The organism is Actinomycetospora sp. NBRC 106375, from assembly GCF_030269665.1.
Taxonomy (GTDB): Bacteria; Actinomycetota; Actinomycetes; order Mycobacteriales; family Pseudonocardiaceae; genus Actinomycetospora.
In genome coordinates this window covers 266,272-290,890 of record NZ_BSTS01000004.1, presented here as the reverse complement: position 1 = coordinate 290,890, position 24,619 = coordinate 266,272, and the positions used below count along the sequence as shown (strand labels likewise).

Here is a 24,619-nt window from a genome sequence, read left to right as displayed (position 1 = left end):
ACGCGACCGAACCCCGTCGTCACCCTGCCGTCGCCCGCTGGTCCTCTGTAACGTGGCCTACATCGTGCACCGGCAGGGAGGGGGCAGCGTGGTCCTCGTCGACAGCGTCACCCGCGCGGGAGGTTCGGTCATCGCACACCGCCGCTCCGGAGAGCAGCCGGTGGGCGGTGCGACCGTCGCCCCGACGCGGAGCCCGGCCGACCGGGCGACGACGCGTCCACGGACGGGCACGCCGCCCCGGCTCGCGAAGTTCCACGTCCCGGAGATCCTGTTCGGCCCGGGCTCGCTGTCGGAGGCCGCGCACGCCGCGGTCCGGCTCGGCGCCCGCCGCCCCTTGCTCGTCACCGACCCCGGGCTGTGTGCCGCCGGCTGGCCGACGCAGCTGGGCGCGTACCTCGCCGAGGCCGGTCTCGTCCCCACGGTCTGGGAGGGCGTCACGCCCAACCCCAAGGACCACGAGATCGCCGCGGGCCACGTCGTCTACCGCGAGCAGGGCTGCGACGTCATCGTCGCCCTCGGGGGCGGCTCGGTGATCGACGCGGCCAAGGGGATCGCGCTGCTCGCCGGCAACGGCGGGCTCATCACCGACTACGAGGGCGTCGACCGGATGGCGCTGCCGATCCCGCCGATGGTGATGGTGCCGTCGACGTCGGGCACCGGCGCGGACGTCTCGCAGTTCTGCATCGTCACCGACACCGCGCGCAACACCAAGATCACGATCCTCGGCCGCGCGCTGGTCCCGGACATGTCGATCGTCGACCCGCACCTGCTGACGACGATGCCGGACTGGCTCAACGCCGCCACCGGCCTCGACGCGCTCACCCACGGCATCGAGGCCTACGTCTCGCGCGCGCACAACCCGCTGACCGACCACCACGCCCTGCAGGCGATCGCGCTGGTCGGCGAGCACCTCGAGCGCACCATGGACCACCCCGCCGAGGAGGCCGCGCGCACCTGCATGGCGCAGGCGGCGCTCGAGGCCGGGCTCGCCTTCACCAACGCGATCCTCGGGGCCGCGCACGCCATGAGCCACCAGGTGGGCGGTCTGCTCGACCTGCCGCACGGCGTGATCAACGGCGTCCTGCTGCCGCACGTCATCCGGTTCAACGCCGAGCCCGACCCGCACCGGTTCGTGCCGATCGCCCAGGCCCTGGGCCTGGCCGGCGACATCGCGCCGGACTCCGACGCGGGGGCCGCCGAGGCCGCCGAGTGGGCCGCGGTGGAGGTGCGCCGTCTCGCCGACGAGCTCGGGGTGCCCAAGGGGCTCGGCGAGATCGGGGTGACCGAGTCCGACGTCTCGGTGCTCTCGGCCATGACGCTGGCGGACGCCTGTCTGTCGACCAATCCCCGCGAGGCCGACCAGGCCGACATCGAGACGTTGTTCCGGGCGGCGCTGTAGTCGCGATGTCCGTCGACCACCACGATCTGGACCAGCTCACCGGCATCCGGTCGGGCAAGCCGTCCTTCTACATCGAGTACCTGGCGTCGGCCGAACGGCTGCGCCGGGTGATCCACGCGCTGGACCGGATCTCCCGCGCCCTGGTGCGCACCACCGAGGGGCCGGGCACGCTCGTGCGCTCGGTGGCCGAGGCGGCGGCCGACCACCTCACCGCGCACTGGGTGGTGTTCGCGCTCGCGGAGGGCGCCCTGCCCGAGGCCGCCCCCCGCCACCTCGTGCTCGGCCCGGCCGGCGAGGAGGTCGACGCGGCCGACCCCGACCTGCCGCCGTGGGTCGTCGCGCACCTGGAGGCGGTGCGGTCCGGCGCGGGGCACGCCCACCACGACTCCACCGGGGACGTCAGCCGCAGCAACGGCGCCGACTCCGACCACGCGCACGACCCGCACCACCTGCACGTCCCGGTGCACCTCGACGGCGACGTCGTCGGCGAGATCGTGGCCTGGACCGGGGCCGAGCGGGCCATCGACGCCACCGACGCCTCGGTGCTGCGCGTGCTCGCGGGCCAGACGGCGGCCGCCCTGCAGAACTCCGCGCTGCACCAGCGCACGATGACGCTCTACGGCGAGGCGAGCCGGCACGCCGAGGACCTCGCGGCCCGCAACGACCAGCTCCAGCGCACCCGCGACGCGCTCACCGTCGCCCGCCAGCGCGAGGTGCTCGACGCCGAGCGCCACCGGATCGCCCGCGAGCTGCACGACTCGGTGACCCAGTACGCCCTCTCGGCCGGCATGCAGATCGAGGTCGTGCGCTCGGAGATCCGCGACGAGCGCCAGCGCGAGCGCCTCGAGACCGCGAAGGCGCTGACCCGGCGCGCCGTCGAGCAGCTGCGCTCGGCGATCTACGCGCTGAACCACTCCGGCGACCGAGGGCCGCAGAGCCTGCCCGCGATGCTCGAGGAGCTCGGCTCCGTCCACATGCCCTCGGACCTGCGCGTCGAGGTGCGGATGGAGGGCCGCCCGGTCGCGCTGTCGTCCGGCGCCGAGCGCTCGCTGTTCCGGGTCGCGGGCGAGGCGCTCTTCAACGCCGCGGTGCACGCCGAGGCCAGCGTCGCCGTCGTGCGCCTGGCCTACCGCAAGGACCGGCTCGTGCTCTCGGTGTCCGACGACGGCACCGGCGACCCGGAGCACGTCCGCCGCTCGCTGCGCGTCGCGGCGGCCGGCGACCTCGACGGCTCCCACCGGGGCCTCGCCAACATGGCCGACCGCGCCCGCGAGATCGGCGGCACCCTGCGCATCCGCCGCGCACCCCAGGGTGGGATCCGGGTCGAGGTCGGCGTGCCCCTGGGCACCTCGCCGACGGCGGCCGCGGGCTGTCCCACCGAGAACTCCGAGGAGTCCAGGAGCCGGTCATGACCGAGATCCGAGTGCCCGCCCGCACCACCGCGAAGCGCGGCGAGGTCCGCATCGTGCTCGTCGACGACCATGCGATCGTCCGCCAGGGCCTGCGCTCGGTGCTCGAGCGCGAGCCGCACTTCGCGATCGTCGGCGAGGCGTCCAGCGCGGCCGAGGCCCTCGCCGTGGTCGCCCACCAGCGCCCCACGATCGTCCTGCTCGACCTCAAGCTCTCCACGAGCTCCGACTCGGAGGGCCTGCAGCTGTGCCGCCAGCTCACCCAGGCCCACCCCGGCGTCGGCGTGCTGGTGCTGACGACGTTCCTCGACGACCGCCTCGTCGTGGAGGCCGTCCACGCCGGCGCCCGCGGCTACGTCGTCAAGGACGTCGACACCACCGAGCTCACCAGCGCCATCCGCGCGGTGTCCCGCGGCGAGTCGGCGTTCGACTCGCGCTCCGCGGCCGCCGTCGTGCGCTCGCTCAACGGCCAGCAGCCCCACGGCGACCCGCTCACCGGCCGCGAGCTCGACGTCCTGCGCCTGCTCGCCCGCGGCATGTCGAACCGGACGATCGGACGCGAGCTGTTCATCTCCGAGACGACGGTGAAGTTCCACGTCGGCAACCTCATGCGCAAGCTCGACGTCACCCGCCGCGCCGAAGCCGTCTACGCCGCCTCGAAGATGGGCCTGATCTAGACGCGCACCTGCCGGTGCGAGCAATGCGGCTTTCCTGGCGTCACAAGCCAGGATCGCCACATGCTCGCTCGCGCGACACGCCGGGTCAGAGCATCGTGACGTCCAGGCCGGCGAGCATCTCCGGGTCGGCCATCATCTCGATCGCCGCGATGCGCCCGTCGACGACGACGATGTCGAACGCCGAGTAGAGCTTCCCGCCCGGGGCGAACGCCGCGCCGAGCAGGCCGTCGACGAGCGCCGGCTGCGCCGCCCGGGCCCGGCCGCAGAAGACGCGGGCGACGGCGTCGGCGCCGTGGAGGGTCTCGTCGACGTCGGGGGCGCCGGGGTTCGCCTTCGCGGCGGCGACGGCGACGCGGTCGGCGCGCAGCTCGACATCGGGGTCGAGGACGGCGAGCAGGCCGGCGAAATCGCCCTCGCGCGCGGCGGTGAGGAAGGCGTCGACGACCTCGCGGCGCCGCGCCGTGTCGGCCTCGGCCGTGTCCGACCCGCCCTGGACCCGCCGCCGCGCCCGGCTGGCGAGCTGGCGCGCCGCGGCAGGACTGCGCTCGACGACGGTGGCGATCTCCGCGAAGGGGACCGCGAAGAGGTCGTGCAGCACGAACGCGAGCCGCTCGGCGGGGTCGAGGCGTTCGAGGACGACGATGAGCGCGGCGCCCAGGGCGTCGGCCTGGGCGGCCCGCGCCTCCGGGCTCGGCTCGGGGTCGGTGGCGTCCGGGGCGTCGTCGATCGGCGACTCGGCCCGCGTGCCGCGCGACCGCAGCATCGACAGGGCGACGCGCCCGGCGACGGTGGTCAGCCAGGCGCGGAGGTTCTCGATCTCGGAGACGTCGGTGCGCGCGAGGCGCAGCCACGTCTCCTGCACCGCGTCGTCCGCCTCGGCCGTGCTGCCCAGCAGCCGCAGGGTCACCGCACGGAGGTGCGGTCGGTGGGTCTCGAACGCGGTGGCCAGCTCGCCGGTGTCCATCGGTCACATCCTCGCGTCGTGGGGCGTCACCAGGGAGACCGCCGCGGACCGGCGGATGTGACCACGCACGAGGAGAACGTCATGACCGCTCGCATGCCCAGCCCCGCCCGCACGTTCCCCACCCTCGGCAAGGGCGTGGGTCTCCTGCTCCAGGCCGTGCACGGCGGTGGCGTGCCCGACACGACGCTCGAGCTCGTGCACCTGCGCGTAAGCCAGATGAACGGGTGCGCCTTCTGCGTCGACATGGCCGCGACGGCCCTGCGCAAGGCGGGCGAGACCGACGAGCGCCTCGCGCTGGTCGCCGTCTGGCGCGAGGCCCCCGGCTTCACCGACGCCGAGCGCGCGGCGCTCGCGCTGGCCGAGGCGTCGACGCTCAACGCGCCCGGTGGCGTCCCGGACGCCGTGTGGGACGACGCCGCCGACGAGTACGACGAGACGGCCCTCGGCGCGATCGTCACCCAGATCGCCCTCACGACCTTCTTCAACCGCATCAATGTCGCCGTCCGCCAGCCGGTGGGCGCCTGGTGACACGTGAGCGGAATTAGCCGGGAATTCCGCTCACATAGGGATCAGGGCAACGGGGTCAGGAGGCGGTGGGGGCGGCGCAGGGCGCGGCTGACGGCGTCCTCGCGGGGCGGCCGCCCGCCCTCGCCGTCGTCCGGGTCGAGCGGGCGGGTCTCCAGGGACGCCGGGCCCGGCAGGGCGCCGCACGCGGGGCACACCGCGCCGGCCGCGAGGTCGGCACCGCCGTCCGGGCAGTCGGCGTGGCGGAACCGGCGTCGCCCGTGGGCCGGCCCCACCCGGTGCTGGTCGCCCCAGCGCGCCAGCGTGAACAGGGCGGGCCACAGGTCGAGGCCGGTGTCGGTGAGGACGTACTCCTCGCGGCCCGGCGCGTACGGGCGCCGCTCGAGGATGCCGGCGTCGACGAGCGTCGCCAGCCGGTCGGAGAGCACGGCACGGGGGACGTCGAGGTGGGCGCGCAGGTCGGCGAAGCGGCGCACGCCGAAGAAGCAGTCGCGCAGGACGAGCAGCGTCCAGCGCTCGCCCACCACCTCCAGGGCGCGCGCGAGGGCGCACTCCTGCTGGTCGTAGTCCCGGCCCAGTGGCACGCCGACCACGGTAGCGCGTCACACCGCATCAGGTTCAATGACCGAACCGAGGCTGCTAGCGTCCTTCCCCGTGACCTCGCCCCGCGCCACCCTCACCGTCGCCGCGGCCGCGACGTTCCTCGCGCTCGTCGTCTTCACCACGCCGCTGGCGACGCTGCCGTCGACCGCCGGCGCGCTCGGCGCGGGTCCGGAGGCGCAGGCCTGGATCCTCAGCTCGATGAGCATCGGGCTCGGCGTCGCGCTGCTCTCGGTGGGCGCGCTGGGCGACGACCTCGGGCGGCGCCGGGTCCTCGTGCTCGGCGCCGTCGTGCTGGCGGCGTCGTCGGTGCTCGGCGCGCTGGCGTCGAACGCGCTCGTCCTCGTCGTGGCCCGCATCCTGCAGGGGATCGGCGCCGCGGCCCTGGTCGCCTGCAGCCAGGGGCTGCTCGGCCACGCCTTCCCGGCCGGCACGCACGAGGCGCGCACGGCCAGCGGCATCTGGGGCGCGAGCCTCGCCGCGGGGATCGCGGTCGGCCCGTTCCTCGCCTCGGGCCTGGACCGCGTGGTCGGGTGGACCGGCGCCTACTGGGTCGCCGCCGTCGCCTCGGTCGTCCTCGCGCTCGCCACCCAGCGGCTCGTGGCGGAGTCGCGGGCCGCGGAGCCGCGTCCCCTCGACCTGCCCGGCGTGATCGTCCTGGCGGCGGGGCTCGCGGCGCTCCTGGCCGGGCTGACCGAGGGCCGCTCCGGGTTCGGCCGGCCCGGGGTGCTCGCCCTGCTCGCGGCCGGCGTCGTGCTGCTCGTCGTCTTCGTCGTCGTCGAGCGGCGCCGCGCGGCCCCGATGCTCGACATGGCGCTCTTCGCGACGCCCGCGTTCGTCGCGGCGACGGTCGGCGCGCTCGCGACCGGACTCGGGATCATCGCCTCCTCGTCGTTCCTCTCGACCGTCGTCGAACGGGGTCTGGGCAGCACCGCGCTCGTCGGCGCGACCCTGCTCTTCGCGTGGTCGGGGACCAGTGTCGTCACGGCCCTGCTGGCGCGCCGCCTCCCGGCGGCGTGGTCGGGACGCCTCCTGCTCGCCGGCGGCCTGCTCGTCATCGCCGCCGGCCAGCTCCTGCTCCTGGGTCTCGAGCCGGGCGACTCCCCGGCGACCCTCGCCCCGGGTCTCGCCCTGGCGGGCGCGGCCACCGGCGTCGTCAACGCCGCCCTCGGACGCGAGGCGGTCGCGAGCGTCCCGCCGGGACGCGGCGCGATGGGCGGCGGGGCCAACAACACCGCCCGCTACGTCGGCTCCGCGATCGGCGTCACGGTCGTCGCCGTCGTCGCGACCCGCCCGTCACTGGGCACCGGCCCGGCCGCCCTCGTGGCCGGCTGGAACGACGCGGTGCCGATCGCCGTGGCGTTCTCGCTGGTCGGTGCCGTCGCCGTGGCGGCCTGCCGACCCCGGCGGGTGCGGACTCCCGTGACGACCGGGTGACGCAGAGCCACGTCCGGGGGAGGATCACGGGTATGGACAAGACGAAGCTCGCCGAGACCCAGGGCCCGCTCAAGTCGCAGTACAAGGAGGACCCCGAGTCGGCGGTCGTCACGCTCAAGGCCGACGGCGACGTCGACGGCTCGGGCATCGCCTGCCGCGTGCAGACGTCCCAGGCCCTCGTCGAGGCCGGCCTGCACCCCGCCACCGGCGGCGACGGCACCCAGCTCTGCTCGGGCGACATGCTGCTCGAGGCGCTGGTCGCGTGCGCCGGCGTCACCCTGCGGGCGGTGTCGACGTCGATGGGCGTCGAGATCCGTGGCGGGAACGTGCACGCCGAGGGCGATCTCGACTTCCGCGGCACCCTCGGTGTCGCCAAGGACGCGCCGGTCGGGTTCCGCGAGGTGCGGCTGCGCTTCGACATCGACACCGACGCGGACGCGGACACCCTCGCGACGCTGCACAAGCTCACCGAGCGGTACTGCGTCGTCTTCCAGACCCTCGCGAAGCCGCCGGAGCTCTCCGTCGAGATGACCCCGCGCCAGGCCGCGAGCGCCTGAGGCACCGACACGACGAAGGCGCCGCCCGGCGGGCGGCGCCTTCGTGTGTGATCAACGGGGAGTTCGGACGTCTAGAAGCAGCGAACAGCGCGTTCGCTGCAACACCGGGACCTCGCTCAGTCCGTGTGGTACGGGTCGTAGTGGATGTTGAGGAACGGCGTGCCGACGTCGAGGAGCGCGCCGACGGTCGCGCGCACCATGGGCGGCGAGCCGCTGACCGTGATCTCCCGGTCGGCCCACGCGCCGTAGCGCGCCACGACCTCGCCGAGCGTGCCGGTCTCCGCCCCGTACTGGCGACCGTCGTCCTCGACCACCGGCACGACCGTGAGCCACGGGTTCTCCTGCGCGGAGCGGCGCAGGGCGTCGATGTCGTAGAGGTCGGCCCAGCTGCGTCCGCCGACGAACAGGGCGACCTTGCGGTCGGTGCCCTCGGTGACCAGCTGCTCGATGATCGCGCGGGCCGGCGCGAGGCCGGTGCCGCCGGCGACCATGAGCAGGTCGGACTGCGAGCGCGGGTCGAGCGTCATCTGGCCCATGGGCGGGCCGATGCGCCAGACGTCGCCGACGCGGGCGTGGGAGACGATCGCCCGGCTGACCCAGCCGCCCGGCACCGTGCGGACGTGGAACTCGAGCACGCAGTCCGGCCCGGGGGCGTTCGCCGGGGACATCGAGCGCCACATGCGCGGGCGCTGCGGGGTCTCGACGCTGACGTACTGGCCGGCCAGGTAGGGCACCGGCTGGCTGGTCTGGACCCGGACCACCGCGAGGTCCTGGGAGACACGGCGGTGCTCCATGACCCGGGCCATCCACACCGCGGGGCCGCGTTCGGCCTCGGCGGCCTCGCGCATCAGCTGCGAGACGATGCCGTAGGCGCCGGTCCACGCGTCCTCGACCTCGCGCGTCCACAACGGCCCGGCGGTCTCGCGCAGCGCGCCGAGGAGCGCCTCGCCGACCTTGTCGTAGTGCTCGCCGACGACCCCGAACTTGCGGTGGTCGCGCCCGAGCTGGCGCAGGAAGACCGAGAGGTCGTCGGGGCGGTCGACCATCTGCACGACGTGCACGAGCGCCCGCAGCAGCCGGGTGCGCTGCAGCTCCATGGTGACCGGGAACAGCTCGCGGGTCTCGGGCGCGATGCGGAACAGCAGCCCGTAGAACAGCTGCGTCAGCTCGTCGGACCGGTGCGCGACGGCGTCGAAGCTCGACCGGATGATCGAGACCATGTCGTTGACGTCGTTCGACGCGGCCTCGCGCGGCGTGGGCAGGCCGACGCCGTCGGACCCGGGGGGCGCCGAGGGCACGGACGGCGTCGCCGGCGGCGAGGGCATCGGCGGCGGGGGCGCCGTCGGGATCGGGCCGACCGACGTCGGGCCGGAGGGCGGGCCCGTGTGCCGGCCGGTGAACGGCGGCGGCGGCGCGGCCGCGGGGGCGGACCCGGGGTAGGGGGTGCGCAGGCCGGCGGGGGGACCGTGCGGCCCGGGCGGGTAGGTCATCGAGCTCCCCTCGGAACGGTGGGAACCCGGGAGGCCGGGTCCGGGCACGGACGACACAGCGGTGTCGAGTCGTCCGTCGCGACGGTCGTCGGCGATGTCGAAGACCGAGCTGTCGTGCTCACCGGGGCCGCCGGGACGGCCGCCCCCTGCGGGAGCGGACGAGGTCTCGTAGCCGTCGGGCTCGCGGCGCGAGCCGTACCACGGCCTGCCGGTCCGGCCCTCGGACTCACGATCATGCGCACCGGTGGCGCGGCCGAGCGGTCCCCCGGCCAGGGATCGATCGTCCCTCGCTGCGGTCACGTCTGGTCGACTCCTCGTCCCGGATGGCTGGGCTCCCCGGCGCCGCGCCACCCTAGCGGTTGTCCCCGCTCGGGAAACGCTACTCCGTGTCGTTCCTCGCGCCGCACTGTCGTGTGTTCGTGCGGTCAGCGTACGGCGACGCCCGGTGAGCGGGACTTCCTCACGCCCGGATCGGGTGACACGGCCGAACGGCGTCGTCATCCGTCGTCGCGCGGCGACCGTTCCCCGTATCTGCGGGCGCGACGGCGGTGGCGAGCGTCGCCGGGCGGCCGTCAGTTCGCGGTGATGTCCCCGCCGTCGGACGGGGACGACGGCGTCGACGAGGCGCCGAGACCGTCGACGCCGGGGTTCGCGACCGCGGCGTCGCGCTCCGGGATCCCCGCCCCGGACGGGCCGCTGGCACCGGTGGTCGTGCCGTCGTCGTCCGCGCGCGGGGTCGGGCGCGGGGCGGTCGAGCGCGGGGTGGGCGACGACGACGGGGGCCTGCTCGTCGTCGGCCGCGGCGTGCTCGTCGCTCGCGGGCGGGAGGTCGGGGTGGTCGCCCGCGGCGGTCCCGCGGGGGACGGCGCCCGGGTGGCCGCGGCCGACGAGGGCCCGGCGCCCGGCGCCCGGGTCGCGGCCCGGGCGGGCTGCGCGGGCTGCAGGGCGTCGACGACACCGGTGTCGACGGTCGGCACGGTGCTCTCCGGCGTCTCGGGGACCGGCGTCTGCTCGGCCGGCACGTTCGGCGCGCCGGGGAGCGCGAGCTGCTGACCGGCCTGGTGGGCGTCGAGTCCCATCGCGATGCCCACGCCCCCGACCGCGACGGCGGCGAGGACCGCGGCGGCGGCCGGCAGCGACGACGACACCCCGCGGCGGGCCCGCCCCCCGGGTGCCGCCCGGGCGAGCAGGTGGGCCATCTCGTCCGCACGGGCGCGCATGTGGCGCGACGGGCGCGGACGGCGCCGGGACGCCGGCTCCTCGGGCGCGACGACCGCGTCGACCCCCGGGCGGCCGGGCGCCGCGATGTCGGCGATCGCCGGGACCTCCGGCACCGCGCCCGTCGACCCGCCGATGGTGCCGCTCGGGGAGCCCGCAGCATCGGCCGCGTCCAATGCCGCGGCGGCAGCCGAACCGGACATCGGCGGTGGCGCCGCGGGGACGGCGGGCAGGACCGTGGTCGGTGCGTCCCACCAGCTCGTCCCGCGGCCGGCGGCGGACGCGCTCCCCGGCGGCGGGGTGGCGTGCGCCGCCCCTGCGCCGTCCGGTTCGTCGCCCGCGGGCCCCGGGGCTCGCGTCACGGTGCACCTCCCGGCCCCGCGGGCGCGCCGTCCCCGACGACGTGACGCGCTGTGTACGAGGCCATCACACGTTGTTGATCGGACAGCGTGCCAGACCTGGTCGACCGGCGGCGGACGACCCGGTGCCGGGAGCGGTCACCGGAAGCCCCGGTGTGTGCGGGTGGTGGTCGGACCACCCTCTAGAGTGGCCGCACTGTGGAGCCGTCACGAGGCGCCGACGGGCGTGCGGAGCCGGGAGCGCGACACCGCGTGACCCTCGTCCTCCTCGCGTACTCGTTCGTGGTCATCGTGCTCGGCGCTTCGTTGTCGACCTTCCCGCACCCCGCTCACCAGCGCAGACGGGGTCGCGAGCGCGTGATCGGACGGGTGCGGCTGCACCGAACGGACCATCAAGGTTCGGATGACCACGCCGGGGATTGATCCGATCGGCGAGATCCGGACCGGATACCGGACCGGCAGAGTGGACCGGCGGCCGCGCGGGGACGGCACGACACACGGAGGTGGCATGACGCGCGGCGTGGCGTTCGATGTCGTCGGCACCGAGGACGACACCGCGATCCCGGCGAGCCCGACGGCATCCGCGGTTCCGACCCCGCAGCCCCGGGACCGCCGACCCCGTCCCCACCCGACCGGTGACGGCGAGGCCTCCGAGGTGACGCCCGCGGGCCCGGGGACGCCGCCGCACGGCATCTCGCGCCCCGGCGGTGCGCACGGCCCGGCCGCGTCGGTATCGGCGTCGGCGGCGCCGGCGTCGGTGTCCATGCCCGCGTCGGCTCCGGCAGTGTCCGCGGCGTCGGCTCCGGCGGCGTCGGCTCCGGCGACGTCCGCGACGCCGGCTGCCGGCACGACGACCGCCGACCCCGCGATCCCCGCGCCGTCCACCGGTGAGGCCGACGCCCACGGCACGTGGGGCTCGGAGACCCGCCCCTTCGCGCGACCTGAGGGCCACACGACGGTCGAGGTCCCTCCGGACGGGACGGACGCTGCCGCCCCGCCGGCCCCTCCCGCCACGGCGGCCGCCGTGGCGGCGGTCGACCTCCGGGAGGCCGAGGAGTTCCTGCGGCTCTTTAACGACGAGAACCCCGCGGCCGGCCCGGTCGAGCCCCGCGTCGCCGCGGTGCTCGACGAGATCGCCCGCACCGGCACCTACGTCCACACCGCCGACGAGCTCGCGTTCGGGGCGCGGGTGGCGTGGCGCAGCTCGGCGCGCTGCATCGGGCGCCTCTACTGGCGCAGCCTGCACCTGCGCGACCGGCGGCACGTCACGACACCGGACGAGGTGGCCGCCGAGTGCGTCGGGCACCTGCGGGAGGCCACGCGCCGCGGTCGCATCCGCTCGACCATCACGATCTTCGCCCCCGACGGGCCGTCCGGCCCGGGCCCGCGGGTCTGGAACGAGCAGCTGGTGCGCTACGCGGGCTACCGCGCCGGTGGCCGGGCGCTGGGCGACCCGCGCTACGTCGGGTTCACCGACACGGCGCGCTCGCTGGGTTGGATGCCGCCGAGCCCGATGGGTCAGTTCGACGTCCTGCCGCTGGTCGTCAGCGGCGGCGGCGAGCACGCCGCGGACGGTCCGCAGGTGTTCGAGGTGCCGCGCGACGCGGTGCTCGAGGTGGAGCTGACCCATCCCGAGCACGCCTGGTTCGCCGACCTGGGCCTGCGCTGGCACGCCCTGCCGGTGATCAGCAACATGCGCCTGGACATCGGCGGCATCTCGTACCCGGCCGCGCCGTTCAACGGCTGGTACATGGCCACCGAGATCGCCGCGCGCAACCTCGCCGACGCCGACCGCTACGACCTGCTGGGCGACGTCGCCGAGGCCATGGGGCTCGACACGTCGAGCGACCGCACCCTGTGGCGCGACCGCGCGGCGATCGAGCTCACCGCGGCCGTGCAGCACTCCTTCGACGAGGCCGGCGTCTCGCTCGCCGACCACCACGGCGAGTCCCAGCGCTTCCTGCGCTTCGTCGAGAAGGAGGAGGCGGCGGGGCGGACGTGCCCGGTCGACTGGAGCTGGATCGTCCCGCCGATCTCCGGCGGCCTCACCCCGGTGTTCCACCGCTACTACGACGAGCCCACCGACACCGGGCCGATGTTCCGGCTCGACGACCTCGCCAAGGCCCGGGGGCGCGGCTGCCCGGTCTGACCGGGCCGCGCGCCACGTCGGGCCGTGTGGCGGCATGCCACACGGTGACCGGGGGTTGACGGTGCGCCGAACGGGGCACCGGACCGGCCACGCGCCGGGATGGACGAGCGCACCCCCTGACACCGGGAGTCGACGATGACGAATCTGGCGACAGCGCTGGTCGAGACCGCCGAGGAGCACGGTGACCGGCCGGCCCTCCGCCTCGACGACCAAACGGTGACCTACCGCGACTTCCTCGACGCCGCGGGCCGGGCCGCGGGGTTCCTGCGGTCCCGCGGCCTGGAGCCCGGTGCCCGCGTGGGGCTGGTCTTCCCGAACGTCCCGGCGTTCCCGGTCGTCTTCTACGGCGCCCTGATGGCCGGGTGCGTGGTCGTCCCGATGAACCCGCTGCTCAAGGGCCGGGAGATCGAGTACTACCTCGACGACGCGGGCATCTCCGTGGTGTTCGCCTGGGACGACGCCGCGGACGCGTCGCGCGAGGCGGCGCAGGGCCGGGACGTCGAGGTGGTCGCCGTCGGCGCCGCGGGCCCCGACGACGGCGTGCTCGAGGGGGCGTCCCCGCTCGACGGGCCCGTCGACCGCAGCGACGACGACACCGCCGTCATCCTCTACACCTCCGGCACCACCGGCTCCCCCAAGGGCGCCGAGCTGACCCACGCGAACCTGGCGACGAACGCCCGGGTCTCGGCGCGGACGCTGATCGAGATCAGCACCGACGATGTGGTGATGGGCTGCCTGCCGCTGTTCCACGTGTTCGGCCTGACGTGCGGGCTCAACTCCGCGGTGCTGACCGGGGCGTGCCTGACGCTCCTGCCGCGCTTCGACGGGGCGAAGGCCCTGACGATGATCGGGCGCGACGGGGTCACCGTCTTCGAGGGCGTGCCCACCATGTACTCGGGCCTGCTGCACGTCGAGGACCGCGAGCAGTACGACGTGTCGTCCCTGCGCTGCTGCATCTCGGGGGGCTCGGCCCTGCCGGTCGAGGTGCTCCGCGAGTTCGAGGAGACGTTCGGGTGCGTCGTCCTCGAGGGCTACGGCCTCTCCGAGACCTCGCCCGTGGCCTCGTTCAACCACCCCCACGCGGAGCGCAGGCCGGGTTCGGTCGGCACCCCGGTGGAGGGCATGGAGCTGCGCCTGGTCGACGACGAGGGCAACGACGTGACCGGCGACGACGCCGGGGAGATCGCCATCCGCGGCGATGGCCTCATGAAGGGCTACTGGGGTCGCCCCGACGCGACCGCCGAGTCCGTCCCGGACGGCTGGTTCCGCACCGGCGACGTCGGTCGCCGCGACGAGGACGGCTACTACTTCATCGTCGACCGCAAGAAGGAGATGATCATCCGCGGGGGTTACAACGTCTACCCGCGCGAGATCGAGGAGGCGCTCTACGAGCACGCGGCGGTCGCCGAGGTGGCCGTGGTCGGCATCGAGAACCGCGACCTCGGCGAGGAGGTCGGCGCGGCGGTCGCCCTGCGGCCCGGCGCCGAGGTCGACGTCGAGGAGCTCCGGGCGTTCGCCAAGGAGCGCGTCGCGGCCTACAAGTACCCGCGCCACGTGTGGCTGCTGGACGAGCTGCCGAAGGGGCCGACGGGCAAGATCCTCCGTCGCGAGATCGTGCCGCCGGACGAGGTGCGCTGACGCGCACGTGAGCGGTATGGACGGCGATAGCGAGGCCTACTGCTCACATCGCCGTCAGGCCGCGTCGACCACCAGCCAGCCCCCGTGGTCGTCGCTGACGCGGAAGGCGTGGCCGGTGCGCTCGCCGAGGGCGTGCAGGACGCCGTGGTCGAAGGTCCTCAGGTGCCCGTACACGGGTTCCGGGACGTCCTCGTAGGGCACGGCGACCACGACGCGGCGCCGGGCGACGCGCAGCATCTCGTCGAGCACCCGGACCGTGTCGTCCGGGGGCAGGTGCTCGAGGAGGTGCACGGCGGTCACCGTGTCGACCGCGCCGGTCCGGGCGGGCAGCGTCCGGGCGTCCGCGACGACGGTGCGCACCGCCTGCCCGCGCCGGCGGGCCACGGCACCGAGCAGGCCCATCGTGCCGGGCGTGTGGTCGGTCGCGACGACGTCGAAGCCCTCCTGCGCCAGCCGCAGCGGCAGGAAGCCGAAGCACGAGCCGACGTCGAGCACGGTGCGTCCGCGGATCTCGACGAGCGCCCGCTCGTGCACCGGCGCGAACGCGGCCAGCGACGACTCCGGAGCCACGTCCGGGTCCACGTCGTGCGGCGGTGAGCGCAGCACGGCGAGGCTGTTGGCGTAGAACGTCGACCACGCGGTCAGCGGGTCGCTGACGGTCGAGCGCACGACGCCGGTGAACACCCGCTCGAAGTCGCCGGCCGAGGTCACGACACCGGTGAGCTCGCGGGCGATGAGCCCGGCGATGTCGTCGTCGAGCTCGTCGGGGCGCAGCCGGTGCAGCACGAGCAGGCGCTCGCCGGGCCGGTGCACCTCGAAGTGGTCGGTGACCCGCTCCGGCGGCCGGGCGGCGACCAGCCGGACCGGCACCGGCGCGCGGTCGACGTGGCAGACGACGACGTGGTCGTCCTCCCACCGGCCGGGGTGGGACGGGGCCAGGGGGTCGATCCGGACGGCCCCGGCGGGCACGGGTGTGTCGGCCAGCCCGGTCACGGTCGGCTCCGGCCCACCCTCATCGCCCGATCATCTCCGCCGCCATGTCGTGGCTGACCTCCGAGAGACCCGTGAGGTCGCGGACGACCCGGATGCGATCGACGAACTCGGCGTACTGCGGCAGGTCGCAGGAGCCCAGGCCCCACGAGTAGCGGGGCTCGGGCGTCAGCCAGATGGTCTCGCGCGCCCGCCGGGTGATCTCGGCGAACGCCTCCATGTTGGCGTCGTTGCCGTTGCCCCGGCCGTCGCCGAGCACGATCACCGTCGAGCGCCGGTTGACCGCCGACCCGTGGTCCTCGAGGAACGTGCCGAACGCCGTGCCGTAGTCGGAGTTGGCGTCGACGTCGATCATGTCGCCGCCGAAGATCAGCCCGAGGGCGTCCTCCACGGTGTGGTCGGAGAACAGGTCGGTGACCTCGAGGAGGTCGGCGACGAACGCGAACGAGCGCACCTGGCCGAACATGTCCTGCAGGCCGTGCACGAGGTGCAGCGTGAACCGGGCGGTCGCCCGCACCGACAGCGAGACGTCGGCGAGGATCACCAGGCGCGGCTTGTCCTCGGCGCGCGCGACGGTGACCGGGCGGAACGGGACGCCGTCGAAGCGCATGTTGCGGCGCATCGTGCGGCCCGGGTCGATGCGCCCGCGCGGGGACTCGCGCCGCTTGTGGGTCAGGGCGCCGTGCAGCGTCTTGGCCAGCCGCCGCAGCGAGTCCTCGAGCTGCTGGCGCTCGTGCTCCTCGGCCCGGTCGACCTCGGCCTTGTGGGCCTCCTCGTCGCCGTCACCGCCCTCGACGATGCGCTGCTCGATCTCCATGAGCTTCTCGAGGTGGCGCTTGATCGCCTCGGGGAGGTTCTCGAGCATCCCGGCCAGCCGGCGGCGCAGGGCCATCGCGTCGGACTCGTCGCCCTCGTCGTCGATGCCGTCCTCGACACCCTGCAGCCAGCCCAGCAGCGCCTCCTGCTGGGCGACGGTGAGGTCGGCGTCGACCTTGGTGCCGGCCTGCTCCGCGATGTCGCCGGGCAGCCCGGCGCCGTGCAGGCTGTCGGTCTCGATCTGCACCTTGTCCTGGGCGCCGATCTGGTCGGTGGCGCCGTCCTTCGAGAAGACGATCTCGTCGGTCATCGACGCGAGATCGATCTTGTTGGCCTCCTGGTGCAGGTTGTACTGCTCGGCGAGGTCCTCCGGGTCGAAGAAGTCCTTGATCGACACCGGCTTGCCGTGGTCGTGGCCCTGCTGCGGGGTCTCGCCGGGCTCCTCGGACAGCGTGAACTCCTCGAGCGCGCCGCCGTCGGAGAGGTCCTCGTGCCCGTGCCCGTGGCCGTGCCCGCGGTCCTCGTCGCCGATCTTCACCAGCGCGAAGTACGCATCGAAGATCTCGTCGAAGGTCGCCTCGTCGCGGATGTCCTTGACCAGGGCGACCCGCAGCGCCGCCCGGAGCGTCTCGCGATCGGCGAGGACGCCCGGCTCCCGCGCGCAGCGCATCGCGTCGAGGACCTCCGAGGTGGAGACCCGGACCTGCCGGATGCGCAACAGGCGGACGAACCGGTGGATGCTGGCCTCCATGCCGGGGGCCTCCTCTCGGTGCTCGCCGGTCCCTAGAGAGCGCGCTTCTTGCCCAGGCCGAACGACCGGCTGCCCTGGCTCGAGCTCACGTTGCGGGGCTTCGCCGGCTCCAGCTCGCCGTTGCGGGCCTTCTCCTTCTGCTCGACGCCCGCGGCGTAGTGCCCGACGTGGCGGCCCTCCTGGTCCTTCGCGGCCCGCACGGAGCGCCCGTCGGGGCCGTCCTCCTCGTCGTCGTCGGGCACGCGGCGCGACGTGGTCGGGGCCGGTCCGCCGGAGTGCCCCTCGTCGTGGCCGTGCCCATGACCGTGGCCGTGGCCGTGACCGTGGTCGTCGATCTCGGCGTTGGGGTCGACCAGCTTCGGCAGCGCGCCGAGGGCCTTGGTGACGTCCTTGTCGTACTTGACCACGACGCTGACGGTGTCGGAGAGGATCGAGCTCGAGAGCTCGTCGACGCCCAGCACGGCGAGCGTGCGGGCCCAGTCGATCGTCTCGGAGATGCTCGGGGCCTTGCGCAGCTCGAGCTCGCGCAGTCCGCGGACCACCTCGACCAGCTCGCGGGCGGCGGCCTCGGGCAGACCGGTGTCCTTCGACCGGACGATCTCCAGCTCGCGCTCCGCGCTCGGGTAGTCGAGGAACAGGTGCAGGCAGCGACGCTTCAGGGCGGCAGCCAGGTCACGCGTGTTGTTGCTGGTCAGGATGACGTAGGGCGCGTTGCGCGCCGCGAACGTGCCGACCTCGGGCACGGAGATCTGGTACTCGCCGAGGGTCTCCAGGAGCACCGCCTCGAGGGCCTCGTCGGCGCGGTCGACCTCGTCGATCAGCAGCACGACGGGCTCGTCGGAGCGGATGGCCTCCATCAGGGGCCGCTCGGCGAGGAACTCCTCGGAGAAGAAGACGCTGTCCTGGGCGGCGATCCGCTCGACCGACGTCTTGATGTCGGGAGCGTCCTGCACGATCTCGGCGATCTTCTCGCGGAGCATCTGGGTGTAGAGCAGCTGCTTGCCGTAGTCCCACTCGTAGAGGGCCTTGGTCTCGTCCTGGCCCTCGTAGCACTGCAGCCGCAGGAAGCGCCGGCCCGTGGCGAGGGCCAGCATCTTGGCCAGTTCCGTCTTGCCGACGCCGGCGGGCCCCTCGAGCAGCAGCGGCTTCTCGAGGCGCGTCAGGAGGAACACCGTCGTGGCCAGGCGCCGGTCGGCGATGTACCCCTGCTTCGCGAGCGCATCGATGACCTCCTCGACCGAACCGAAGGGGGCGGAGGTGTCCGTGCTGGTCACGCGGGGTCCTTCCTGGAGTGGCAGATCGAGGGAAACACACCGGTGCCCGGCGGGCCAGCGCAGAGGCGGACCCGCCGGGCACCGGCGCGGCGATCAGCTGAGCAGGTCGTCGAGGTCGCCGTTGAGGCAGTGGTCGACGACGGGGCGCACGGTCGTGAACGTGCACTCCTTGGGGTTGCCCGGCGTGCAGGCGTCACCGAGGACGTGGTTGGTGATGCGGTCCACGTCGGCGTCGTTGCCCGTGATGGTCTTCTCGTTCTCGTAGAACTTCGTCGGGCCCTGACCGAGACGGTTCTTCGAGTACGAGTCCTGGGTGACGTCGGTGAACTTCTCCGGGATGCCCACGTCGCGCAGCAGACGGATGGACGCGGCGAGCGCGGCCTCGGCGGCCTGGACGTCGGTCATGTGCGTGGTGTCCACGCCCATGGCCTCGGCGATCCGGGCGAAGCGCTTGTAGGCGACCGGCATGTTGAACGCCCACACGCGGGGGAGCGCGACGGCGTTGTTCAGGCCGTGGTGGGTGTCGTAGAACGCCGACACCGCGTGCGAGATCGAGTGGATGATCCCGAGGCCACCGGAGTTGAACGCCTGGGCGGCGATGTACTGCGCGTACATCATGCCCTCGCGGCCGGGCAGGTCCTGGCCGTTCCACACGGCCTCGCGCAGGTGCTGCGAGGTGAGCTCGATGGCGCGGATCGCGTTGCCGAGGCTCGGCTCGAAGTTCAGGCGCGAGACGTAGGGCTCGGAGGCGTGCGCGAGGACGTCGAAGCCGCACTGGGCGGTGAAGTCGATCGGGCAGTCGTAGTAGAGCACCGGGTCGTCGATGGCCAGCGTGGTCACCGACGCGTCGTCGAACGCGACGTACTTGTGCGGGTTGTTCGGGTCCGTCGTGGTGTCGGTGATGACGTAGGCCCAGGACGTCTCCGAGCCCGTGCCGGCCGTGGTCGACACCGCGATGTGCGGCGGGTTCTTCGGGTTCTCGGACTTGTTGAAGCCCTCGAACTCGTTGACGTTGCGGCCGTCGTGGGCCACCGAGACGCGGGCGCCCTTGCAGGCGTCGTGCGAGGAGCCGCCACCGATGGACACGAAGCTGTCACAGGAGTTCTCCTGGTACATCTTCACGGCGTCCATCGAGTTGTAGTCCTTGGGATTCGACTCGACCTTGTCGTAGATGACGGTGTCGATCCCGTGGTACTTCATGGACTCGCTGATCTTGTGCACGATGTCGGTGCCGCGCAGGCCCGACGTCATGATCAGGGTCTTCTTGAAGCCGAGCTTCAGCGCCTCCGGCCCGATCATCTCGTGCGAGCCGGGCCCGAGGAGCGCCCGCGGGAAGGGGTGGAACTCCTTGATCGGGAACGGCTTGAGCAGCTCGTCAACCTGCATGGCTGTCCTCTCGTCGGGTCCAACCGAGGGACCGTCGCTCATGACGGTCCCCTCGGGATCCGGCGCGACGCTAAGCGTGGCGCCGGTCACCGGAACAGAGGCATGCGGTGATCCCGACCACGGCGACGGTGCCCGTCCTGGACCTTCGGACAGGTTTCCTGCTGGCCATCCTGCCGCGTTGCTCATGGTGGGTTGTTGCCATTGATATGCGATAAAAGGGGCGGATGGAAGGGGCGATCGGCGGGAACCACGGGCGGGTGACCGACGGCCCCGCCGACCTCGCCGGACGCACGGATCTCCCTTCAGACACCGCCCTCGCTGGACGCACTGCCCTCGCCGGACGCACCGCCCTCGTGACCGGCGCGAGCCGGGGGCTCGGGCGCGCGATCGCCGCGGGCCTGGCCGGCGCCGGGGCGTCGGTGATCGGGATGTCGCGGGACGCCGCGGCGTTGGAGGAGGCCGTGGGGTCGTTCGGTGGGAGGGCGCTCGTGCACGACCTCGCCGACGTCGACGGCATCGCCGCCCGGGTGGAGGGCCTCGAGGTCGACATCCTGGTCAACGCCGCGGCGGTGATGAGCTCGCGGCGGTCGAAGACCCTCGACGCGACCCTCGCGGAGTGGCGCGACGTGCGCGCCGTCGACCTCGACGCCCCCTTCGCGCTGGTCTCCGCCCTCGTGCCGGGGATGGCGGCGCGGCGGTGGGGCCGCGTGGTCAACCTGACCGCCTGCCTGGGGCGCATGACCGGTCCGGGCACGGCCGGCGGCCTCGCCCCGTACCGCGTCGCGAAGGCCGGGCTCAACGCGCTGACCCGGACCCTCGCCCACGAGCTCGCCCTCGGCCGTCGCGGCGTCCTCGTCGACGCCACCTGCCCCGGCCACTGCCGCACCGACATGGGCGGGCCCGACGCGCCCCGATCGGTCGACCAGGGCGCGGACACGGCGATCTGGCTCGCGACGCGCGCCTCGACCCCGTCCGACCCGGTGCCCACCGGGCGACTGTGGGAGGACCGTGCCGAGGTGCCGTGGTGAGGCGCCGATCGGGAGGGCACCTGCCGAGATCAGGAGTACGTCGTGCACGCCCGCGTGCCCAGAGAGGTGTGTGACGCGCTCCTGATCACCGGACGCCGCGGGGTCGCCCGCCCCGCCCGGAGATCAGGAGCAACCTGTGCACCTCAGGCCGCCGCGCGAGGTGGATGGTGCGCTCCTGATCACGGGGCGCTGGCGCGCTACGTCTCGGCGAGAGCGGCGCGGGCGAGGTCGAGGGCGCGCTCCCGGGAGATGCCGAGCGCGGTGACGCGGCGCGCGTACTCCGCGGCGAGCTCGCGCGCCGGATCGGCCGCGGTCTCGGCGCCGACGACGAACGTGCCCAGCCGCCCCCGGGTCTCGACGACGCCCGCGGCCTCGAGCTCGCGGTAGGCGCGGGCGACGGTGCCGGCGGCGAGGTTCAGGTCGGTCGCGAGCCGGCGCACGGCGGGCAGGCGCGTGTGCGGGGCGAGGGCACCGGTGCGGGCGAGCTCGGTGACGCGGGCGCGGAGCTGCTCGTACGGCGGGTCGGGGGAGTCTGGGTCGAGGTCGATGAGGTCCTCGGGCGCGCTCACCGGGTCGCGAACCCCCGCCCGAGCTGGTCGAACGCCTCCTCGACGAGGACACCGAGCACCGCGCCGTCGGCGTCCGCGCGCCCGTGCCACGCGCTGAACACCGCGCGCATCGAGGCCACGACGGCCCGGCCGAAGACCTGCGCGCGCAGCGACCCGGGATCGTCCCCCCAGCGGCGCGCGGCGTCCGCGGCGACCGCACTCTCCCAGTCGCGGTAGCGCACCGTCGCCCGCGCGGCGAGCTCGGGCACCTCCTCGATCAGCCCGAGACGCCGGCGCAGCGCGGGCAGCTCGGCGTCGGCGTAGCGGTTCACGGCGAGGAAGGCGGCGCGGGCCGCGGCCACGGGGTCGTCGCCGTCCTGGTCGGCCAGCGAGACGACGAGCCCGGCCAGCCCTTCGTCCAGCTCGCCGAGCACGACGTCGAGCTTGGTCGGGAAGTACCGGAAGAACGTCCGTCGCCCGACGCCGCCCGCGACGGCGAGCTCGTCGACCGTGGTCTCGTCGAAGCCCTGGGCCGCGAACAGCTCGAGGGCGACGTGCTCGAGGCGCTGGGCCACGGGCACCCGGCGCGCACTTCTCGTCGTCACCACCTCAGCATCCTCTACCACGGGGAGGGGCCCGCCGTCCCCGCTGAACGGAGGGGTGTTTCCCACCCGGTCCGTGTCTGGTGGTGGCACCGAGTGCCGCTTAGCGTTCCCAGCGCCCGAGGCACCCGGTGGTGAGGAGGACGGGATGGACGAGAACGAGCTCGTCGAGGAGACCCTCGTGGAAGAGGTCTCGATCGACGGCATGTGCGGCGTCTACTGATGTCGACGACGGCGGCGGGGGCCGGACCGACGGCTCCCGCCGGCGTCGACGACTTCGACGCCGACCTCCCGTACCGGATCTCCGGTTCGGTGTCGGTGCGCCCGGAGTCCTTCGGCGCCCTCGTCTACGACTTCCACACCCGGCGGCTGTCGTTCCTCAAGACCCGGCCGCTCGTCCGGGCCGTCGAGTCGCTGGCCGACCACCCCGACGTCCACGGCGCCCTCGAGGCCGCCGAGGTTCCTGCACACCAGCGGGAGCAGTACCTCAAGGCCCTGGCCGGCCTCGCGCAGGCAGGCACGATCCAACGACGGGACACCACCGCATGAAACTCGTCGACCACTTCGTCGAAGGCCTGAACTCCCCGATCTGCCTGACCTGGGAGCTCACCTACGCCTGCAACCTCTCCTGCGTGCACTGCCTGTCCAGCTCCGGCCGCCGCGATCCGAACGAGCTCTCGACCGACGAGGCCAAGGCCGTCATCGACGAGCTGCAGCGGATGCAGGTCTTCTACGTCAACATCGGCGGCGGCGAGCCGACGGTGCGCAGCGACTTCTGGGAGCTGCTGGACTACGCGATCGCCCACGACGTCGGGGTCAAGTTCTCGACCAACGGCGTCAAGATCGACAAGGCCCGGGCCGCGCAGCTGGCCGCGACCGACTACGTCGACGTCCAGATCTCCCTCGACGGCGCGACGGCCGAGGTCAACGACCACGTCCGCGGCCCCGGGTCGTACGACACCGCGATCCGCGCGATGGAGAACCTGCACGAGGCGGGCTTCGGCCAGTTCAAGATCAGCGTGGTCGTGACGCGCCACAACGTCGACCAGCTCGACGAGTTCAAGGCGATCGCGGACAAGTACGGCGCGCAGCTGCGGATCACGCGCTTCCGCCCGTCAGGCCGCGGCGCCGACTCGTGGGACGAGCTGCACCCGACCCGCGAGCAGCAGCGCCAGCTCTACGACTGGCTGGTCGCCCGCGGCGAGGACGTCCTCACCGGCGACTCGTTCTTCCACCTGTCCGCGTTCGGCCAGGAGCTGCCGGGCCTCAACCTCTGCGGCGCGGGCCGCGTGGTGTGCCTGATCGACCCGGTCGGGGACGTCTACGCCTGCCCGTTCGCGATCCACGAGCAGTTCCTCGCCGGCAACGTCCGGTCCGAGGGCGGGTTCGAGACGGTGTGGCAGGACTCGGCGCTCTTCGCAGAGCTGCGCGGGCCGCAGTCCGGCGGGGCGTGCACCAAGTGCTCGCACTACGACGCCTGCCAGGGCGGCTGCATGGCGGCGAAGTTCTTCACCGGCCTGCCGCTCGACGGGCCCGACCCGGAGTGCGTGCTCGGCAACGGCGAGCGCGAGCTGGCCAAGCTGGAGATGGACACCGTCGTCCCCAAGCCGTCGCTGGACCACTCGCACAGGACGAAGCCTCGTGACCGCGGCGAACCGGTGCCGCTGACGCTCTCGGTGCGGCGGCCCGACCGGGCCTGCGACTCCGACCCCTTGGCCGGCGAGGGCACGCGCCTGCCCGCCGGCATCCGAGTGGGCTGAACCTCCGGAGCGAGGGCACACGGACCGCTCCTCCGTCGCGGCCGTGCACCCTCGCCGGAGGTGGGCCGGCTGATTCTCCCTCGGTGCCGCGGGCGATTCTCGCGGCACCGGGGTGAGTCCCCACGGGGGACGTACGCAGTTCCCGCACGGCGGTTCCTCGGCGTCCGGGGGGCCGTCAGCCTCGCGGCATGGCGACCATCGACGTCAACGGGACCACGCTCTACTACGAGCGGCGGGGTGACGGACCGCCGCTGCTGTTCATCTCGGGGGCTACGGGGGACGCCGGTCACTGGACCGACGTCGCCGACGCCCTGGCCGGCGAGTACACCGTCATCAGCTACGACCGTCGCGCGAACTCGCGCAGCCCGCGGCCCGAGAACTACGCGAGGGCATCGATCACCGAGCAGGCCGACGACGCCGCCGCGCTGCTCGAAGGGCTCGAGCTCACGCCCGCCGTCGCGTACGGCAACAGCGCCGGCGCGATGATCCTCACCGATCTCGTCGTCCGGCGCCCCGACCTGCTGCGCGGTGCCGTGCTCCACGAGCCTCCCTTCGCCGGGATGACGTCGCACGGGGACGAGGTCGTCGCCGGCCTCCAGCAGCTGATCGCCGACGGGATGGCCCAGGGTGGGCCGGCGCGGGCGACGGAACTGTTCCTGCGATGGGTGTGCGGGGACGAGGTCTACGAGTCCTTCGAGCCCGCGCTGCGCGACCGGATGCTCGGTAACGGCGAGGTCCTGTTCGGGATCGAGCTGGAGCCGATCATGAGCTACGTGCCCACCCGTGACCAGCTCGCCGGCGTCCGGATCCCGTGCGTCGTGGCCTCCGGCGCCGAGAACCGCGACCCTGCGTCGCCCCGCCACTGGTTCTGGGAGGCGTCGCAGTGGGCGGCCGACGGTCTCGGCGTGCCCCTCACCGAGGCGCCCGGCGCGCACGTCCCCCAGTCCACCCACCCCCAGGAGCTCGCCGCGCTCCTGCGCCCGGTCCTCGCCCGCCTCGCCGCGTCCTCTCCGGTCACGGCATGACTCCGATCCGCCGAGCC

The 24,619-nt window shown here is 73.8% G+C and carries 23 protein-coding genes; 13 read left to right on the top strand and 10 right to left on the bottom strand.

All coding sequences use genetic code 11. The annotated features are described in order from the left end of the window. Positions 1 to 160: 160 nt before the first annotated feature. The 3 genes from QSK03_RS09235 to QSK03_RS09225 are packed head-to-tail and all read left to right on the top strand — an operon-like array spanning position 161 to position 3,485. The gene (locus QSK03_RS09235; RefSeq protein ID WP_285650774.1) at positions 161 to 1,399 is read left to right on the top strand and encodes an iron-containing alcohol dehydrogenase; all 1,239 of its coding nucleotides are present in this window, start codon (positions 161 to 163) and stop codon (positions 1,397 to 1,399) included. 5 nt (positions 1,400 to 1,404) lie between these two features. After that, entirely contained in the window at positions 1,405 to 2,811 is a 1,407-nt protein-coding gene (locus QSK03_RS09230) for a MadS family sensor histidine kinase (protein WP_285650772.1), read from the top strand. Then, positions 2,808 to 3,485, top strand: coding sequence for a MadR family response regulator transcription factor (locus tag QSK03_RS09225; protein WP_285650770.1), 678 nt, complete (start codon positions 2,808 to 2,810; stop codon positions 3,483 to 3,485). Before QSK03_RS09230 ends, QSK03_RS09225 begins: the two co-directional genes overlap by 4 nt. Positions 3,486 to 3,570: 85 nt before the next feature. On the opposite strand, the gene QSK03_RS09220 is transcribed toward QSK03_RS09225, so the two are convergent. Next, positions 3,571 to 4,449, bottom strand: coding sequence for a sigma-70 family RNA polymerase sigma factor (locus tag QSK03_RS09220; protein ID WP_285650767.1), 879 nt, complete (start codon positions 4,447 to 4,449; stop codon positions 3,571 to 3,573). Positions 4,450 to 4,530: 81 nt separating this feature from the next. Here QSK03_RS09220 and QSK03_RS09215 point away from each other — a divergent pair, with 81 nt between their 5' ends. Further along, positions 4,531 to 4,977 (top strand): carboxymuconolactone decarboxylase family protein, encoded by a 447-nt coding sequence (locus QSK03_RS09215; protein WP_285650766.1) that lies wholly within the window; start codon positions 4,531 to 4,533, stop codon positions 4,975 to 4,977. 41 nt (positions 4,978 to 5,018) lie between these two features. On the opposite strand, the gene QSK03_RS09210 is transcribed toward QSK03_RS09215, so the two are convergent. Continuing rightward, the gene (locus tag QSK03_RS09210) at positions 5,019 to 5,558 is read right to left on the bottom strand and encodes a winged helix-turn-helix transcriptional regulator (RefSeq protein WP_285650763.1); all 540 of its coding nucleotides are present in this window, start codon (positions 5,556 to 5,558) and stop codon (positions 5,019 to 5,021) included. A gap of 70 nt (positions 5,559 to 5,628) precedes the next feature. Here QSK03_RS09210 and QSK03_RS09205 point away from each other — a divergent pair, with 70 nt between their 5' ends. Further along, positions 5,629 to 7,011, top strand: coding sequence for an MFS transporter (locus tag QSK03_RS09205; RefSeq protein WP_285650760.1), 1,383 nt, complete (start codon positions 5,629 to 5,631; stop codon positions 7,009 to 7,011). 32 nt (positions 7,012 to 7,043) lie between these two features. Continuing rightward, entirely contained in the window at positions 7,044 to 7,568 is a 525-nt protein-coding gene (locus QSK03_RS09200; protein WP_285650758.1) for an OsmC family protein, read from the top strand. Positions 7,569 to 7,684: 116 nt separating this feature from the next. On the opposite strand, the gene QSK03_RS09195 is transcribed toward QSK03_RS09200, so the two are convergent. Then, complete coding sequence (locus QSK03_RS09195) at positions 7,685 to 8,788, bottom strand: FAD-binding oxidoreductase (RefSeq protein WP_285650927.1); 1,104 nt, start codon at positions 8,786 to 8,788, stop codon at positions 7,685 to 7,687. An 842-nt stretch (positions 8,789 to 9,630) separates the two neighbouring features. Beyond that, entirely contained in the window at positions 9,631 to 10,638 is a 1,008-nt protein-coding gene (locus QSK03_RS09190; protein ID WP_285650755.1) for a hypothetical protein, read from the bottom strand. A gap of 1,021 nt (positions 10,639 to 11,659) precedes the next feature. On the opposite strand from QSK03_RS09190, the gene QSK03_RS09185 reads away from it, so the two are divergent. Beyond that, positions 11,660 to 12,784: a nitric oxide synthase oxygenase gene (locus QSK03_RS09185; RefSeq protein ID WP_285650924.1), complete on the top strand. Its 1,125-nt coding sequence runs from the start codon at positions 11,660 to 11,662 to the stop codon at positions 12,782 to 12,784. Positions 12,785 to 12,919: 135 nt separating this feature from the next. Continuing rightward, positions 12,920 to 14,422 (top strand): long-chain-fatty-acid--CoA ligase, encoded by a 1,503-nt coding sequence (locus tag QSK03_RS09180; RefSeq protein ID WP_285650752.1) that lies wholly within the window; start codon positions 12,920 to 12,922, stop codon positions 14,420 to 14,422. A 54-nt stretch (positions 14,423 to 14,476) separates the two neighbouring features. Here the strand turns inward: QSK03_RS09180 and mftM are convergent, their stop codons facing one another. From mftM to mdo, 4 genes are all read right to left on the bottom strand, one after another. After that, a complete protein-coding gene (gene mftM / locus QSK03_RS09175) occupies positions 14,477 to 15,415 on the bottom strand; it encodes a mycofactocin oligosaccharide methyltransferase MftM (RefSeq protein WP_285650750.1) in 939 nt (312 codons plus the stop codon). A gap of 19 nt (positions 15,416 to 15,434) precedes the next feature. Beyond that, on the bottom strand, positions 15,435 to 16,979 hold the full coding sequence (locus QSK03_RS09170) for a VWA domain-containing protein (RefSeq protein WP_285650747.1): 1,545 nt from the start codon (positions 16,977 to 16,979) through the stop codon (positions 15,435 to 15,437). 32 nt (positions 16,980 to 17,011) lie between these two features. Further along, positions 17,012 to 18,253 (bottom strand): AAA family ATPase, encoded by a 1,242-nt coding sequence (locus QSK03_RS09165; RefSeq protein WP_285650744.1) that lies wholly within the window; start codon positions 18,251 to 18,253, stop codon positions 17,012 to 17,014. A 93-nt stretch (positions 18,254 to 18,346) separates the two neighbouring features. Then, positions 18,347 to 19,639, bottom strand: coding sequence for an NDMA-dependent methanol dehydrogenase (mdo, locus tag QSK03_RS09160; protein WP_285650742.1), 1,293 nt, complete (start codon positions 19,637 to 19,639; stop codon positions 18,347 to 18,349). Positions 19,640 to 19,896: 257 nt separating this feature from the next. On the opposite strand from mdo, the gene QSK03_RS09155 reads away from it, so the two are divergent. Continuing rightward, on the top strand, positions 19,897 to 20,667 hold the full coding sequence (locus QSK03_RS09155) for an SDR family NAD(P)-dependent oxidoreductase (RefSeq protein WP_285650739.1): 771 nt from the start codon (positions 19,897 to 19,899) through the stop codon (positions 20,665 to 20,667). Positions 20,668 to 20,864: 197 nt separating this feature from the next. On the opposite strand, the gene QSK03_RS09150 is transcribed toward QSK03_RS09155, so the two are convergent. Together QSK03_RS09150 and QSK03_RS09145 are read right to left on the bottom strand one after the other, a co-directional pair. Next, positions 20,865 to 21,236, bottom strand: coding sequence for a GntR family transcriptional regulator (locus QSK03_RS09150; RefSeq protein WP_285650736.1), 372 nt, complete (start codon positions 21,234 to 21,236; stop codon positions 20,865 to 20,867). Beyond that, entirely contained in the window at positions 21,233 to 21,820 is a 588-nt protein-coding gene (locus tag QSK03_RS09145; RefSeq protein WP_285650733.1) for an acyl-CoA-like ligand-binding transcription factor, read from the bottom strand. Before QSK03_RS09145 ends, QSK03_RS09150 begins: the two co-directional genes overlap by 4 nt. Positions 21,821 to 21,965: 145 nt before the next feature. Between QSK03_RS09145 and mftA the strand changes: the two genes are divergently transcribed. From mftA to QSK03_RS09125, 4 genes are all read left to right on the top strand, one after another. Continuing rightward, positions 21,966 to 22,040, top strand: a complete 75-nt coding sequence (mftA, locus tag QSK03_RS09140) for a mycofactocin precursor MftA (protein ID WP_285650921.1) — start codon at positions 21,966 to 21,968, stop codon at positions 22,038 to 22,040. Next, on the top strand, positions 22,040 to 22,366 hold the full coding sequence (gene mftB, locus QSK03_RS09135; protein WP_285650731.1) for a mycofactocin biosynthesis chaperone MftB: 327 nt from the start codon (positions 22,040 to 22,042) through the stop codon (positions 22,364 to 22,366). Before mftA ends, mftB begins: the two co-directional genes overlap by 1 nt. Next, positions 22,363 to 23,577, top strand: coding sequence for a mycofactocin radical SAM maturase (mftC, locus tag QSK03_RS09130; protein ID WP_285650729.1), 1,215 nt, complete (start codon positions 22,363 to 22,365; stop codon positions 23,575 to 23,577). Before mftB ends, mftC begins: the two co-directional genes overlap by 4 nt. Positions 23,578 to 23,765: 188 nt before the next feature. Continuing rightward, positions 23,766 to 24,602, top strand: a complete 837-nt coding sequence (locus QSK03_RS09125; RefSeq protein WP_285650727.1) for an alpha/beta fold hydrolase — start codon at positions 23,766 to 23,768, stop codon at positions 24,600 to 24,602. The last annotated feature ends 17 nt before the right edge of the window (positions 24,603 to 24,619 follow it).